We start from the raw sequence: 13,970 nt of genomic DNA on the forward strand, positions 1-13,970 counted from the left end.
CATATTCCGACCTTCATCCCGAACAGGACAGCGCTTAAAATATAGATTAGCCAATTATTTGAAATCGCGCCCAATTAGTGTTTGTTATTTAAAAGCCAGAAACTCCATGAAGAAAATTCTTATTCTCAACGGCCCCAACCTCAATCTTTTAGGAAAACGGGAGCCTACTGTATATGGGAACCAGTCGTTTGAAGATTATTTCCAGACTTTGCAATCGTTATTTCCGGAAGTTGAACTTCACTATTTCCAATCCAACCACGAAGGAGCAATCATCGATCAGATTCATGAAATGGGTTTCTCCTTCGACGGAATTGTGATCAACGCCGGTGGACTCACCCATACTTCCGTTGCGCTAGCCGACGCGCTTTCGGCGGTCACGACGCCGGCGGTGGAAGTGCACATTTCCAATATCCATGCAAGGGAAGCGTTCCGCCACCACAGCTACCTCACCAGCAGGTGCAAAGGCATGATATGCGGCTTGGGATTAAAAGGTTACGAACTGGCGGTCCGATACTTTTTGCAGTAATTTTCTAACGAAAAACCGCATTGCTGAATAGTATCTTTCCGTCATAGAGCATTCCGCGAAACAGCGGATCATCGAGCAGATATACCACCTGGCCCTGCCCGATTTCCTGAACACCCATCACCAGGGTGTTTTTGAGCTTTTCGTTTATTTTGCTACCTACAAAGCCCGCTTTGTATCCTCCCTCTTTCAGGTATCCCACATTCCAACCCTCTTTCAGAAAACCAATGTCATAGGCGTCACGCACGAGTGTGAAGTAGTCTTTACCACATCCGAAGGCCAGGGGATGTGTGGCGTCAAGGGTTACATTGTACATACTCCCCGGTGACGACTCGCTGGCTTCCGACCGCTCTTTGTCACCGAATTTCTTAAATGTGTTTTCTTTGGTCCGGTCGTACCCCTTGCGGGTGAGGCTAAAACCCGGTTTGTTCACGAACATCTCGGCAGCTTTCTCCATCACAATCAGCTTTCCCCCACTCCGAATCCACGCCTGCAAATGCTCCATCACTTTCTCCGTAAGTATCTGCTCATACTTACCGTCGGGCAGAATCAACACGTCTATCTCACTCCACGGCAGCGTGACAAGTTTATCGCCGTTTACCAGCGTGAGCGGATATTGGATCTGCTGCTCAAAAAAGTGCCAAATGGCTCCCATGGCTGTTGGATTTATTCCTTCACCAGCCAGCGTCACGATCTTTGGCGATTTGAGAACGGGTACGTAGTCGGAACCAAAATCAGCACCACTGGATACGAATCCGGTATGGACGGAAGTCAGTTTTACGTGGTGTTTGCCTGCCAGTGATGTTACCAGATAGTCAAAATTCTTTTCCCCATTCCCTCTTTTGGTGATAACAAGCGTTCCTGCGGCAAACTGAACGCCGTTCATTTCAAACGGGACATTGGAAGTCCTTACCAGTATTTTTCTTTTTAGAAGCTCAGCAAGAAAAGCAGCATCTGCCACCGACGACCAATTAGCCAGATAGGCGTACGGGCTGACTGCGGAAGTATTATTTACCACCGTTGCAGCCTGGATATTTACTGGCAACAGCTTCTCTTTCAGCCCGAAAGATTTAAGCCCAAACAGGTAGGACACGCCCCAACTGGTGAGATCATAAGTCACTGAATCTTCGAGCACGGGCTTCGATTCAAACAAAACACGGATCAGGTTGGATTTAGGCTGAAAGGCGCTTATCACCAGATCATTGGCTTCTATTTTGATCGTATGTTCTGTTGCAGTCGACAACTCCGTACCCTTGGCATTGCTGTTCTTTCCGGCCCTGCCATACACAAAACCCTGGCGGGAAAGCCATTCCCCAAATGCGCTGAGTCTCCCCTCATTCCCTTCAGCCTTGATTACGTAGGTTTTAAAGTTTCCGGCTGGCGATGAAACTGCCTCCTCATGATATTTTATAAATTCCTTTACGATTCGATCCTTTTGCGAAGAGACGGCCTCCAGTGTGGCCATGCTCGTCGCGAAGTGTCGCTCGCTCCGGTCAGAGAGCTTCAACGTGTCTTTTTCACTTTTTCTTTCGATTGCCAGCCCGGCCCGGCCACCGCCACCCTGCTCGTAAGTAACTCCGATGGCTCCGTTAAATGTGGGCCAGGTGTCGCCATAGCTGGGATAAAAAAGGTCGTAATTGTACCGGGTGAAGTATGTCCAGTTATTTTTATCGAAATACCTCCGGCAGTTTTCACCGATGATCTCATTAAATTCCCTTTGCCACCCTGTAATATATTGATGGAAAGGCCGGGCCGCTGGCGGAAAATAATAGCTCCGGCTTGACCCCATCTCATGAAAGTCGGCGTGTACATGCGGCATCCATTGGTTGTAGACCGCCACCCGCGCCTGCGTTTCCTTCTGAACCTGCCAGGCCCAATCCCTGTTCAGGTCGAACAAATAGTGGTTAAAACGCCCGCCTGGCCAGGGCTCGTCGTGCTCGAGGGCAAACGGCGTCACGTCGGGTACCGCATTCTGAACCCGGTTGTACCATTGCGTGTACCGCTCAAAGCCGTCGGGATTGAGACAGGGATCCAGGATTACAACCGTATTTTTGAGCAGATCCTGCGTCAGTTTATTGTCTTTATTGAGCAGTTCGTACATCACCTGCATACTTGCATGGGCCGAGACCGCCTCATTGCCATGTATATTATAGCTCAACCACACGATCGGCGGCGTTTTCCCGGTAGGTGTACCCTCCAGCATTTTTAGGCTCTTTAAATGGCTGGTACGGATGTTTTCCAGGTCCGCCATATTTTCCGCTGCAGAAATGATGGCGAGCATCAGCGGCCTGCCCTCATAGCTGCTACCATATTGAACAAGCCTGACCCGATCCTTGTTGACGGAAGCCAGTTCCTTTACATAATCGACGATCTGATGATGATAAGTGAAACGACTCCCTAGCTTGTATCCTAAAAACGCGTCAGGTGTTTTGTTCTGTGCAGATGAAATGTGAAACGAAAAAACTATAAAAAACACCAGGGTCCATTTGGTCATCATCGGGCAGGTCATGTGTGAACCAAATTTAAAAAGTTATAGGAATTTATTTACCTGCGCCAAAAAATAAAAAAAGTTTCCTCAGGAAGCGACTGTTAATCAGCTAGGTAAAAAATATGTTCATTTTATTTACCGTTGCCATTTGGATTATAAAAATCAACCGTGCATATTTGCACCACGATTTCGGAAAACGGAAACGAAAAGTGAAAGAAAGTGCTTAAAAAACGCGCGAAGTAGGAGACCAGTCGGCCCATTCGTCTAGCGGTTAGGACACGACCCTTTCACGGTTGAAACAGGGGTTCGATTCCCCTATGGGTCACAAAACCGTGCGTAAGCACTTTCAAGTATCACTAATAACCGCCTCAGTTTTTAATTGAGGCGGTTTTTTTGTTACTTGGTATCGCCAAGCATCGCGCAGTATCGGCAATTGTTTCAGTAAATGTTTCAGTATCCGCCATGGGTAACATAAGCTTCCATGTTGAGTTGAATAATCGCAAAAAAAGCGACGGCACTCAAAGTATCCAGATTCGAATCACTCACAATAGAAAGTTAAAACGTGTATCCCTTGGGAAGTCAATCCCGGAGGAACATTGGAATCCCGAAAAATCCGAAGTCCGTAAATCACATGCGCAATACCGCCAGATCAATACCCTGATCCGGGCCAAAATCCTGGAACTGGAACGGGCCTATCTGGAGCAGTCTATTATGAACCGACCGACCACTGCGGAAAGTTTGGTCATGAAGCTGAAAAGAGAAATTACCGGTGAATCCTTTATTGACTATGCAAAAGCGCGGATTGAAAAAATGGTCTCTCCCTGGACCCGTAAGTCTCAAGCGTCGGTGATTAAAAAACTGGAGGAATATGTGGGCACCAAAGGGCTCTTCTTTCTCGAGATCAATTATGAGTTCCTGGTAAACTATGAACGCCACCTTAAGAAACAAAAGAACGGGGTGAACACGATTCACGCCAACATGAAGACCATCAAGGCTATTTACAATGAAGCGTTCAACTCCGGATATTTTGTACCGGAAAAAGGATCTCCCTGGATCTTGTACAAACCCAAAAAGGCGAAATCAAGCAGGGCGAAGCTATCAGAAACACAAATTGCCGATATAGAAAAATTAGAGCTAAATCCCGGGACGATTGAGTGGCACAGCAAAAATATTTTCTTGCTCTCGTTTTATCTTCAGGGAATGCGCACATCAGACATCATGCAGCTGCAATGGGGCCAGGTGAAGGGCGACAGGGTTGAGTACACAGCTGGCAAAACTGATAAGTTCAGATCTAAAAAGCTCATCAACCGAGCGAAGGAGATACTTCATCAATACCACTACCCCGGTCTAAGACCTACTGATTACGTATTCCCCTTCCTGCGGAGCAGCAACAAAGCCAAGCTGACTGCCGACGAGTGGATAAAAGTAATCGGCTCAAAAAATGCCCTGATCAATGGGCATTTAAGCACTATTGCTGAAAAAATAGGAGTAAAGAAGATAAGCATGCACGTCGCCCGCCACTCCTTTGCTGATATTGCCAATAAAAAGACAGGCGACGTTCATAAGGTATCTGATGCGCTTGGGCACAGCTCAGTATCTGTGACTGAGAGTTATTTGAAGGCTGCCACCAGGTCTGAGAATGATGATTTGGTAGACTCTGTCTTTAGTTGATTAATTATATTAAATATTGTTATAATTGAATTATATTGGAATTCATCAGCAATTGTCATAGGATTTATAAAATAAGTACTACAATTTTAAAAATATTTTGACAATCTCAAGCAAAGATTGTATTTAAATTGCCATATTGTAAATAATTAAAAAAACCCTCAAATGGAAGATATCATTTCGTTGATTGCCGACATATGCGCAATCCTTGCATTTATAGTAAGTTTATTTGTTGCTAACAGAGTATCCAACATCAGCAACCAAATTGGCACGTCTGAAAATAGTGTCAACCAAAAAGCAACTGGATGGAGAAACAAGCAAACGGGATCAAATAAGTAGCATGAGGACAATCACACAAACTACCTTCGGCTTCTTAAATAATCAGACAATTATTGAGAACGCTGTTGTTGTGGATGACAAATATCTCCAAAGACTGTTGTCTCTACCTAACAATCCCTCAGACACTAATGCTGTGGTACTCGCACTCTTCCTGGCTATCGAGGAAAATTCAGATTTATACGAAAAGAAGTTGTTACCACCAGAAATTGAGAAAAAAATCGAATTTAATAATCTGGAATTATACCGAGAGCATATCGAGGAAAATTATTGTGAAAATGCCTTTTTTATTGACTCTGCATATGACGCATTAGATTCCGATACACCAGGCAGAAAAAATCGGTTCTTAAAATACATAAATAGTTGCTACAAAACAATTGTCGGAAACCATCTCAAATCTGCCGGTTCTGGAGTGGTCAGAATGGATGTAATTCGTGCAAACGCCGATTCAATTTTCACACAAGTAGTAAACAATTTATTGCTCAAAATTGCGTCTAACTCAAATACAATCGGGCATTTAAGCTCAGAGAACATTGAATTAAACGTTATCGCGCTAGTATGCCATGCTTTTGTTGATTGTAAGGTCTTAGAAAACCCTAATCAAAGAGAGATATGATTTTACCACAAGACACGGTCCCGGAAAAAAGCATGTACGTCATGGGAGGACGAATATTAGACATCCTGCAAAACGAGCCATTTGAAAGTGTCGATCCGAAGTACATTTTTGACAAATATGTTGGAAAAAATCCTAATATCGATATCACTTACAACTACTTTTTGTACGCACTTGATTGGCTTTTTATACTTAATGCAATAGAGGTGACGGAAAAATTAAAAATAAAAAAATGTTTCTAGAAAAATTGATCGTTTCCTCTAAAAATGGATTAATAAGAGATATACCATTCAATTTGAAAGGCTTGAATTTGGTTGTCGATACCACACCGACTAGTAAAAGCGGTGGCGATACGACCGTTTCCGGTAACAATGTTGGTAAAACAACTTTCATCCGATCTGTTGATTTCTGTCTAGGGTCAAATGGAAAAGATATTTATACTGACAGCGAAACCAAAGAAAATAACGACGTAAAAAATTTCTTGGTTGAAAATGAAGTTATTTTCGAACTCACCCTTTTGAGAAAGGATAAAACGAGGCTAAGGCTTCAGCGGTCCTTAATTGCTAGCAAAGATTTGTATATCGATGGAGTGAAGTTAAAAAATTACTCCGAATATGTTTTGGCATTAAATCAGCTAATATTTCACATTCCTCCCACGGAAACTAAGGTGTCCTTTCGAAATTTAATTAAAAAATTCGTACGATCTGATTCATATTCCGAGGGAAATTTATATAAAATTTTACACCATTTTACATCAGATTCAGTGTATGAAGCGATGTTTTTATATCTCTTTGGTTTTCCTAATCAAGAAGTAATTTCTGAGCGACTGAGACTCACAGACTTACTAGATAAAGCAAAAAAAATTCTTAAGAAAACCAGTGGAGCTGCTTCTTTACCGAAAATTCAAAGCAGACTAACCAACCTTCAAAAATTTATCGAAGAAAAAGAATTAGCTGTCAAAACAATCGATTTACCTGCTACTTATGACCACTTAATCAACCAGTTAAAGGAACTTAAAGGCGTTACTGCTGAACTCTCATCATCAGTAGGCAATCTTAATAGCAAGATTTCTTTGAGCAAAAAAACAAAAAATGAATTAATAGAAAGCGAATCAAAAATAGATCCGATTGCAATTAAGCAGTTATACGAAGAGGCGAAACTTATACTCCCATCAGTTCAAAAGCCATTTGAAGAAATTTTGCTTTTTCATAACAGCATGGTTAAAAACAAATTAAGCTTTGTTGAGCAACACATAAAAAAACTTGAAAATCAAAGAAATAAAATAAAGTTGCAGCTCGATCAACAACTAATCGAACAATCTCACTTATTGTCCCTTCTTGATAACACCGGTACATTTGACGACTTACTTAAAATTCGAGAAGAAATTAACGTGCTTTACATGGACAAGGGTCAATTGATGGCTCAAATAAAAGATATCCAAAAAGTACAAAGCGAAATTTCAGATCTTGAAGTATCTCTAGCGGAGGTCAATTTAACATTTATGGGTTATCTTGCTGAGCTCAAAAGTAATCTCGAAAACATATTCAATCCAGCTTTGATACAGTACACAAGTGAGACTCATGATGACAAGTTATTTATATTCTATGATGACGAAAATAGGAAATTTGGATTCGATAACCTCGTTGGAAACGTGGGACATGGATATAAGAAAACTGAAATTATAGCTCTTGACTTTGCTTTTATAACTTATTTCAATGAATTAGGTTTAGATTTCCCTCTATTTACGATTCATGATAAATTTGAGATTGTTCATATGAATCAAATTAAAACTATCTTTGAAATTGCAGACTCGTTAAATGGACAGTTTGTGGTCTCTGTTTTAAAAGAACGGATAGCATTTCTTGGGGAAGATTACATTAATGATAGAACAATTTTAGAATTGTCTGAAAACGAGAAATTCTTTAAATTTTAAAATTCGCACCTTCTTAGATGGAAAAATAAGACCTAAAACGCTGATGGTAAACAAATTACTTATTGAGAAATGTTTATTGACAACTATATCTCTCGATCTAGCCCGCCCTTTCATATTTCGGCAGTTACCAGCTTCGCTAAACAAAGCGTAAATATTTAGCGCCTAACTACTTTATATCAAACCGCAAACAGTCACCCAAACCTCCTCCCCCTCCCCAATCGCCCTCACAATCGCAGCCTGCAACCGCTCACAAGCAGTCCTACTTGTCCCCACCACATAGTCTGCACCATCTTTCCAGTAAGTCATGCCTGGCAGCAGGCAACCTTCAGTATCCACATGCCGGTTGCCCGAGTGGATCCTGATCCCGGCAAAGCCAGGCACGTCCAGGAGCAGTGGCAGTTTCTTCCGGAACCGGTTGGAGTAGGTGATCACCACCTGATATCGCCCCGCTGGAATCGCCGTGCGTCCGGCAACTTTCACTTTGGCGATGTCTGCCGGCGTCATATCCTGGGTAAGCTCCCGATCCGTGTCCTCCAGACAAAAGTGATGCGCCACGCCATCCACGGCGATGGTCGACAACGTACTATTCTTTCCTTTCCAGCGCCTCGTTACTACGATCTCCATCACCACTTCACTTTACCAAGCAATTCCCCCAGCCATCCGCCAACTTTATAGTACCGGTAGGCCGATAGCAAGTAGCTTGCAATGGCCAGGTACAAGAAAGTTTCAGCCGGGAAATTCCGTCCCCACAATAGCCCGATCGCGCTTCCGGTCGTGAGCAGCCAACGGCCTACAAACTGTCCGTTGCTGGTCAGCTGGGCGTACCGCGTCCCTGCCTTTTTAATCACTTTTTTGCACCGGTGGTGAATCTTCCACACCGTAAATAGTGCGATGATGCACGCCAGTATGAAAATGAGGTTAGTTACCTTCTCCATCCTTTTCGATGTTTAATTGTTCGTCAAATCGCTTTTGAGCCTTTCTCAAATATTTTTCAAATGAGTGGACGCATATCGCCGTAGCACCGGCGATCAGGAAAGGATTGTCAATTTTGAAAGCATAGTACACCAGCCCGGGTACCAGTATCACGCACACCACAGCCCCGATCACGATCAGGATTATCTCCCTTTTTCCAGGCAAGGGCTCCTTTTCAAAAATCCGGTAAAATGCCATAAGGAAAGCTACCAGCATACTCATCAGCCACACGCTCGGCTTCAACCCAAACTCCTCCAATATCTCCTTCATCTCAATGCCGCAACTGCTATTACACCCACTATTACCACTCCAATCAATCTCCTCCGGATCCGCTTCACGTTGTGCTTCTCCACTTCAATTTGCTTTGCAAACTTCTCCCTTTCACCCTCCCGGTCAAAAGACAGTAATCGCATCTGCAGTTTCAGCTCCACATTCTCCATCGTCAACAATTGATGCGATTTGCCCAGGGCGAAGTAGCGGGGTTTCAGCAGCTCATAGCCGATCAGGCTATCGAGTAGCGCCTGCTCGTATCTCAGCTTCAATTCTTCTTCGAAGGTTTTCGCTGTACCTTGCCCGGAGCAGAGCCAGGGCAGCACTGTCAAGCTTATTAATAGAATCGCTCTTTGCCACATATTTTTGGTGTTGTTCCATCCAATAAGCATTGGAATCATTGTACATTTTCGCTTTCTCCAGCGATATCGCCAGGCTGTCCCGGATCATCTCAGCCACCCCCGGCACCTGCCGGTTTTGGAGGCACCGTACAAGCCAGGCTACGGCCAGCACCAGCAGGATTGCCGATGCCGCCAATATCAGTTTCTGTTTCATTGTAGTTTTGCGTGAACCCCCGCGGAGCTAACCGTTTCGGTTACAGTGCGTCCATCTGGCAGAACCACGTCTAGCTTATGAGCCAGGTTATCCGCATAGGCATTCAGGTAAAACCAAGCCGTTCGGCCTTCGCGAGTCCGGGAATATACAAATCCGCGTTTCTGATGAAATGCATCTACAACTTCATCGGCATATTGTTGAGAACCGGGCGTGATCCAGGCACCACCGTCAATACGAAACCTTAGGTAGCGAGATTCTCCATTTTCCACTATGCCGAAGGTTTTGGCAAAAAGGTTTACCCCAAATGCAGACAAATCCGTCGAACCGGAATAAGCGCCCTTTCGAGGGCCAGAGCTTGCAAAGTATGGGAAGTTAGAAGCCGGCGATGTGGCGCCATTCGGAAACCACAGCCCGTCCGACCACGGTGGATTGTAATCAATTTTATTGGTGCTGCTTTTCCCTGTGTCGCCCCAATCAACGTACACTTTACCATATACCTGGCTCAAAAATGCGGCACCAATTATGATGTTTGGATCCAAGGGTATCTTCTGGCCGTAGTAGAAGTCTCCCTCAGGATAATTTACCTGCAGGTAGTTATTCGGCTTCCACTCGTGTACGCCGGCAAGGAAAATCCCACCTTCCATCTTCAACGTCTTTACGAGAGCCATTTCGTAAATCACGTTGTAAAGTGTCCGCAGTTGAAGATCGGGTGCGCTCAGGTACACCGCCGTTACGATCAGGTTATTGTCGGCAAGGGTGCCACCGGGTAAAAATACTTTTAGCGTCTGGTTTTTTTCTGGCGTCCGAAACAGCGCCTTCTCTTCTTCTGGATTCCCGTTCAGTCCAGGCATGCCAAGCTGAAAATAGTTGTGGCAGATGTAGTATGGAATTCCTTTTTTTCCATACTCAAACTCATACCGTTTCCTGAGTTGGCGGTAGAAGTGTCGCCACATATCCTCATTTTGCGGCATGTAGCTATCTCCTTCAAGCGTTTCTCCAATCCATACGGCATCAAGATCCACCACAGCTGCTTTTGCAGTCGCTGCTTGTGCATCAAGAGGCCCTTTTGGCCACCATGCTTTATTGTATCCTTTCGACCAATCGTCAGCTCCTACTTTATTAAGGCCGAGAAACCCTTCCGGGCGCGGGACTGAATTGTAAGTGAGGCCTGCTTTTTTCAACAGCCTCACGCTATCCAAATTATCCCACGGTAATTGGTAATGTGACGCGTGCGTCAGGCCGGCAGCAAATTGCTGTTGAAATGTTTCGGCATCACCTTTGTTAACATGAAACACATGACCCTTTGGAAGCTTGAACTTTACGATATCAGCCCATTGCGTATTTTTCAGCGTTGTATTGTATCCCGACGGAATGGGGTTTGAGAAATTTCCCAACTCGCCACCCTTAAAAACACCGGTATAAAGCGCTGCTGTTACATTGTGCGAAAATGGCCTCCCGGCTGTTGTTGAATAGTAGTAATTGTTTTCGCTGTCACTCCATTTATTGAGTGTCTCAAGACCTGGTTTGGTCTGAAATTTAAGAATCCGGATAGGGCCATTAGATTCATACTTGTAATTTTTGAGCGCATCGGTTTGTGTCAGAAGCTCACCGTTAACAATGTAGCGAAACTCATAGCCATCGTCGGGCTTTTCCTTCCCGGAATCCGAAATGTGCCAATTTCCGGAATTTCCGGAAAATTCTACATTAAGATGCCAGGGCATCCCCCTAGTTATCCAGGCGGGAGTCACACTACTCGGCTCGGGTGTAACAACACCCGGCACCCCCGGCCCCTCAATCACCGGAGGAATACTCGTTTCACTTTTAATAGTGAAGGCAAATGGCTTTAAGGTAACCGCACTTTTGCAGTTCCCACCGCTAAACCGTAGTAGGTATTTACCCGGAGCAAGCGGTGCAAACGTGATGCCGGGCGTATTGGACGTCGGGCTGATCACCCCACTCCGCAGCTCGTTTTCATCCGTTTCGCTGGTAATCTTCCAGCGGATGGAGGTGATATCCACGCCATGAAACAGAGCGCTGAGCGAAGTGCTCGTCACATTGGAAACCTCACGAATCTCCGGCCCTTCCTTGCAAGGTGCCAATCCTGGATCCACCACCACCGGTTCGGTCGTTACGGGCCCAGCTTTTTTTAATTCCTCCCTGATCAGGTTTTTCACCCAACCTTTCCCTGCAATAGAATCAGGCAGCGTAATCGTAATCTGCCCTAATGAGCTCAACTGCATCATCAGCAGGAGCAATACTGTACTCGTCAACTTTCTCATCCCCACAACCATTTTACGTTTTACATTTTACTTTTCACTTTTTACTTCCGCCCGGTACCCCGGTTACTTTTCTGATTCTGTCTCCTGATCTCATCATTTTTCAAATCGATGTACGACAACACGTCACTAATACTCCTTTGCATCACAGCATCATAGTTTCCGTACACCTGGCTCTCGGCTACCTTCACTATCTGCCGTTCCCAGTCCTGGACAAATATCCCCTGGTTGATGATCGCTTCGTCATCACCACCACCGGCCATTCCGAACCTTTTGAGCATCCGGTTACTGGCATTGTTGAACCACTGGGCAATGAGGATCTGCGTCACCAGGTCTATCTTAAGATAGTGTTTCCACCGGTTTTCCACCTTTGCGGAATTGAACACCTCCCGCTGATCCGCGTCTGATCCGCAGCGCATCCGCTCCAGCACATCCTTTTTCGGTCTCATGATGGTAGCGCAGAACTTCGCAAGGCTTTCAGCTCCCTGCGCATCGTTCCCAGCCGTCCAAAACCCGATCAGGTGAGCCGTCGCTATCACAAATTCCGCTGCGACTAGTTCATAGAGATTTTCGTCCGGTAGCAGGCAGTTTTTCCCACGGATCCGCAGCCAATCCACCGGTCGTACCTCCGGCCCTTTCCACACCCAGTCCAGCAAGCTGATGAGCCTCCAAAGCTCCTCGTGATTTTCTTCCCTTTCCAGCTGCTCCCATACCCGCTCAGGAGCCTGGAAGAGTTTCCGGAGCAATTCCAGTTTCACTTCCACACTCAGCGGATTCAGGTAAGCAGCGCGCACCAGTGCAGTCACGTCTCCCCGTTTTCTCAGGTCTGCATAATTGTCCACCAGTTGGCAATCCGCATCCAGTTCATCAATCCGTACCTTTTTCACATCCGAAAGTGTTTTTTGCCTTCATTATCCGGCATTTTCCATTGTCGTGTTCCGGGAGCCACATACAGCCCCGACTCGAAATATTCCGGGAACACCGTCAAAGATGACGTGTCGTTAAGGAATGCCCTGAGTGCCGCTTTTGCTTTTTCGGCACGGACGCTTAGCAGTTCCATCAGCCAGCGCGTTTGCTCATCCATGATGGCCGACTCATCTTGCAGGTTGTTCATGATGTTCATCACGCGCACGCCATTGGGCGTAAACTGGACCCGGATAAATGGCATCGCCTCAAATAGCGTTGCTGGAGCTACATACTCTGCAGCCATTTCATGGAGCCGGCTGTAATTCGTGTCGAGCGCGTCGCCGGTTTTCAGTTTGGTGGTGAGCGATGAAAACAAAGCTGCTCCCATCACCACTTTTGCCGTTGCACGCTCCACCCGGTTCATATAGCCACGCAGCACCATATACATGCGGTAGCTTTTTGTCACTTCCGGCAGCGATCGGTGCAGAGCTGTGGGCGTAGCTATAATGTACACCTGGTTGGTTTTGTGTTGCTCCGATTCCCTCCACTTTGGAAACGAGGCAACGTTCGACACCAGAAACTCCATCAGGCGCTCTACCGAGGCATCAGCCTTCCGGAGAATGTCTTTCTGAATCCCTTCCTCCTGGTAGCGGAATAACCCCTCCGTGTCTTTTGGCCTCTGGCGCGAAATTCCCGTATTCCCCAGCTGATAAAAGGTGTGATACCACGCATCCAGGTATCCATTCCAGATAATGGCCGTTTTGGTGAGTTTTAGCAGCTCGCCAGTTTTGCCGACGGTCGGCGCTCCGATGCTTGCCGGCAAAAGTTCTGCGAGCTGTTCACTTCCGACCAGGTCAGTGATCAGGCTTCCCTCAACGCCATCCAGGAAAGGTTTCAGTACTTCCAAAGTACCTTCCTTCCTGATGGCATTACCCACCACCTCCCTTACTTCTTCAATTGTTGTTACGAGCATCGTTTGCTAAGGATTGCTGCCGTGCGCGCTCAGCGTCGGCGTTTGATTTTGCTTCTTGATATAGGGCTACATACATCGCATGCTTCTGATCAGCGTCCGGGTATCGGTTGTCAGTTAATCGCTTTTTCCAGACCGACACGTTTTTGCTAAGGTTTCGGAGCGCTGTTCCAAGTTCAAGCCCCGAGGTCGGCACCGTAAAGTCCGGTTTCTTGTAATCTCGCACTGGCTCGTCGCTGGGCAGCATTCTGTTTTCCTGCAGATACTTTCTACGAGTAAGCTCAATCCGGTATAGATCATCATAGTGCAGTACCTGTTTCACTTGCTCCGGAACGGCAATGTTCTCCGGATAATCATGCAACCGGTTGGCGCAGTCAGCAGCCAACCGGTTGTAATTGGCGATATTCTCGCACAGCTGAGCAAAAGCCGTCCGGTATTGCGCAGCTGACAACGGCACACC

At 45.8% G+C, this 13,970-nt stretch carries 15 protein-coding genes and 1 tRNA gene; 6 read left to right on the top strand and 10 right to left on the bottom strand.

Going from position 1 to position 13,970, the window contains the following annotated elements:
- The first annotated feature begins 106 nt into the window (after positions 1–106).
- Complete coding sequence (gene aroQ / locus DYADSP32_RS11450) at positions 107–526, top strand: type II 3-dehydroquinate dehydratase (RefSeq protein WP_149242606.1); 420 nt, start codon at positions 107–109, stop codon at positions 524–526.
- 4 nt (positions 527–530) lie between these two features.
- Here aroQ and DYADSP32_RS11455 read toward each other — a convergent pair whose 3' ends face one another.
- Positions 531–3,032 (bottom strand): M14 metallopeptidase family protein, encoded by a 2,502-nt coding sequence (locus DYADSP32_RS11455; RefSeq protein WP_414617698.1) that lies wholly within the window; start codon positions 3,030–3,032, stop codon positions 531–533.
- 232 nt (positions 3,033–3,264) lie between these two features.
- Here DYADSP32_RS11455 and DYADSP32_RS11460 point away from each other — a divergent pair.
- From DYADSP32_RS11460 to DYADSP32_RS11480, 5 genes are all read left to right on the top strand, one after another.
- Positions 3,265–3,336, top strand: a tRNA-Glu gene (locus DYADSP32_RS11460).
- A 68-nt stretch (positions 3,337–3,404) separates the two neighbouring features.
- Positions 3,405–4,682, top strand: coding sequence for a phage integrase SAM-like domain-containing protein (locus tag DYADSP32_RS11465; protein ID WP_414617699.1), 1,278 nt, complete (start codon positions 3,405–3,407; stop codon positions 4,680–4,682).
- A gap of 262 nt (positions 4,683–4,944) precedes the next feature.
- Entirely contained in the window at positions 4,945–5,631 is a 687-nt protein-coding gene (locus tag DYADSP32_RS11470; RefSeq protein WP_149242604.1) for an ABC-three component system protein, read from the top strand.
- Complete coding sequence (locus DYADSP32_RS11475; protein WP_149242603.1) at positions 5,628–5,870, top strand: ABC-three component system middle component 6; 243 nt, start codon at positions 5,628–5,630, stop codon at positions 5,868–5,870. Before DYADSP32_RS11470 ends, DYADSP32_RS11475 begins: the two co-directional genes overlap by 4 nt.
- Positions 5,861–7,561, top strand: coding sequence for a DUF2326 domain-containing protein (locus tag DYADSP32_RS11480; RefSeq protein WP_149242602.1), 1,701 nt, complete (start codon positions 5,861–5,863; stop codon positions 7,559–7,561). Before DYADSP32_RS11475 ends, DYADSP32_RS11480 begins: the two co-directional genes overlap by 10 nt.
- A gap of 171 nt (positions 7,562–7,732) precedes the next feature.
- Here DYADSP32_RS11480 and DYADSP32_RS11485 read toward each other — a convergent pair whose 3' ends face one another.
- From DYADSP32_RS11485 to DYADSP32_RS11525, 9 genes are read right to left on the bottom strand one after another with little or no spacing between them, the layout of a single operon-like run.
- Complete coding sequence (locus DYADSP32_RS11485; protein ID WP_149244880.1) at positions 7,733–8,185, bottom strand: DUF5675 family protein; 453 nt, start codon at positions 8,183–8,185, stop codon at positions 7,733–7,735.
- On the bottom strand, positions 8,185–8,496 hold the full coding sequence (locus DYADSP32_RS11490; protein ID WP_149242601.1) for a hypothetical protein: 312 nt from the start codon (positions 8,494–8,496) through the stop codon (positions 8,185–8,187). The genes DYADSP32_RS11485 and DYADSP32_RS11490 overlap by 1 nt, the downstream gene beginning before the upstream one ends.
- A complete protein-coding gene (locus DYADSP32_RS11495) occupies positions 8,480–8,803 on the bottom strand; it encodes a hypothetical protein (RefSeq protein WP_149242600.1) in 324 nt (107 codons plus the stop codon). The genes DYADSP32_RS11490 and DYADSP32_RS11495 overlap by 17 nt, the downstream gene beginning before the upstream one ends.
- Positions 8,800–9,075 (bottom strand): hypothetical protein, encoded by a 276-nt coding sequence (locus DYADSP32_RS11500; protein WP_149242599.1) that lies wholly within the window; start codon positions 9,073–9,075, stop codon positions 8,800–8,802. The genes DYADSP32_RS11495 and DYADSP32_RS11500 overlap by 4 nt, the downstream gene beginning before the upstream one ends.
- Positions 9,041–9,358: a hypothetical protein gene (locus DYADSP32_RS11505; RefSeq protein ID WP_149242598.1), complete on the bottom strand. Its 318-nt coding sequence runs from the start codon at positions 9,356–9,358 to the stop codon at positions 9,041–9,043. Before DYADSP32_RS11505 ends, DYADSP32_RS11500 begins: the two co-directional genes overlap by 35 nt.
- Positions 9,355–11,637, bottom strand: a complete 2,283-nt coding sequence (locus DYADSP32_RS11510) for a hypothetical protein (RefSeq protein ID WP_149242597.1) — start codon at positions 11,635–11,637, stop codon at positions 9,355–9,357. The genes DYADSP32_RS11505 and DYADSP32_RS11510 overlap by 4 nt, the downstream gene beginning before the upstream one ends.
- A gap of 41 nt (positions 11,638–11,678) precedes the next feature.
- Positions 11,679–12,521: a hypothetical protein gene (locus DYADSP32_RS11515; protein ID WP_149242596.1), complete on the bottom strand. Its 843-nt coding sequence runs from the start codon at positions 12,519–12,521 to the stop codon at positions 11,679–11,681.
- The gene (locus tag DYADSP32_RS11520; protein WP_149242595.1) at positions 12,518–13,513 is read right to left on the bottom strand and encodes a DUF6712 family protein; all 996 of its coding nucleotides are present in this window, start codon (positions 13,511–13,513) and stop codon (positions 12,518–12,520) included. The genes DYADSP32_RS11515 and DYADSP32_RS11520 overlap by 4 nt, the downstream gene beginning before the upstream one ends.
- Positions 13,494–13,967, bottom strand: coding sequence for a hypothetical protein (locus DYADSP32_RS11525; RefSeq protein ID WP_149242594.1), 474 nt, complete (start codon positions 13,965–13,967; stop codon positions 13,494–13,496). Before DYADSP32_RS11525 ends, DYADSP32_RS11520 begins: the two co-directional genes overlap by 20 nt.
- Positions 13,968–13,970 lie beyond the last annotated feature (3 nt).

The organism is Dyadobacter sp. 32, from assembly GCF_902506755.1.
Taxonomy (GTDB): Bacteria; Bacteroidota; Bacteroidia; order Cytophagales; family Spirosomataceae; genus Dyadobacter.

Coding starts and splice junctions, on each gene's coding strand:
- DYADSP32_RS11480 (WP_149242602.1), top strand. CDS start 5,861: ATGTTTCTAGAAAAATTGATCGTTTCCTCTAAAAATGGATTAATAAGA.
- DYADSP32_RS11490 (WP_149242601.1), bottom strand. CDS start 8,496: ATGGAGAAGGTAACTAACCTCATTTTCATACTGGCGTGCATCATCGCA.
- DYADSP32_RS11520 (WP_149242595.1), bottom strand. CDS start 13,513: ATGCTCGTAACAACAATTGAAGAAGTAAGGGAGGTGGTGGGTAATGCC.
- DYADSP32_RS11505 (WP_149242598.1), bottom strand. CDS start 9,358: ATGAAACAGAAACTGATATTGGCGGCATCGGCAATCCTGCTGGTGCTG.
- DYADSP32_RS11495 (WP_149242600.1), bottom strand. CDS start 8,803: ATGAAGGAGATATTGGAGGAGTTTGGGTTGAAGCCGAGCGTGTGGCTG.
- DYADSP32_RS11510 (WP_149242597.1), bottom strand. CDS start 11,637: ATGAGAAAGTTGACGAGTACAGTATTGCTCCTGCTGATGATGCAGTTG.
- aroQ (WP_149242606.1), top strand. CDS start 107: ATGAAGAAAATTCTTATTCTCAACGGCCCCAACCTCAATCTTTTAGGA.
- DYADSP32_RS11485 (WP_149244880.1), bottom strand. CDS start 8,185: ATGGAGATCGTAGTAACGAGGCGCTGGAAAGGAAAGAATAGTACGTTG.
- DYADSP32_RS11475 (WP_149242603.1), top strand. CDS start 5,628: ATGATTTTACCACAAGACACGGTCCCGGAAAAAAGCATGTACGTCATG.
- DYADSP32_RS11455 (WP_414617698.1), bottom strand. CDS start 3,032: ATGACCTGCCCGATGATGACCAAATGGACCCTGGTGTTTTTTATAGTT.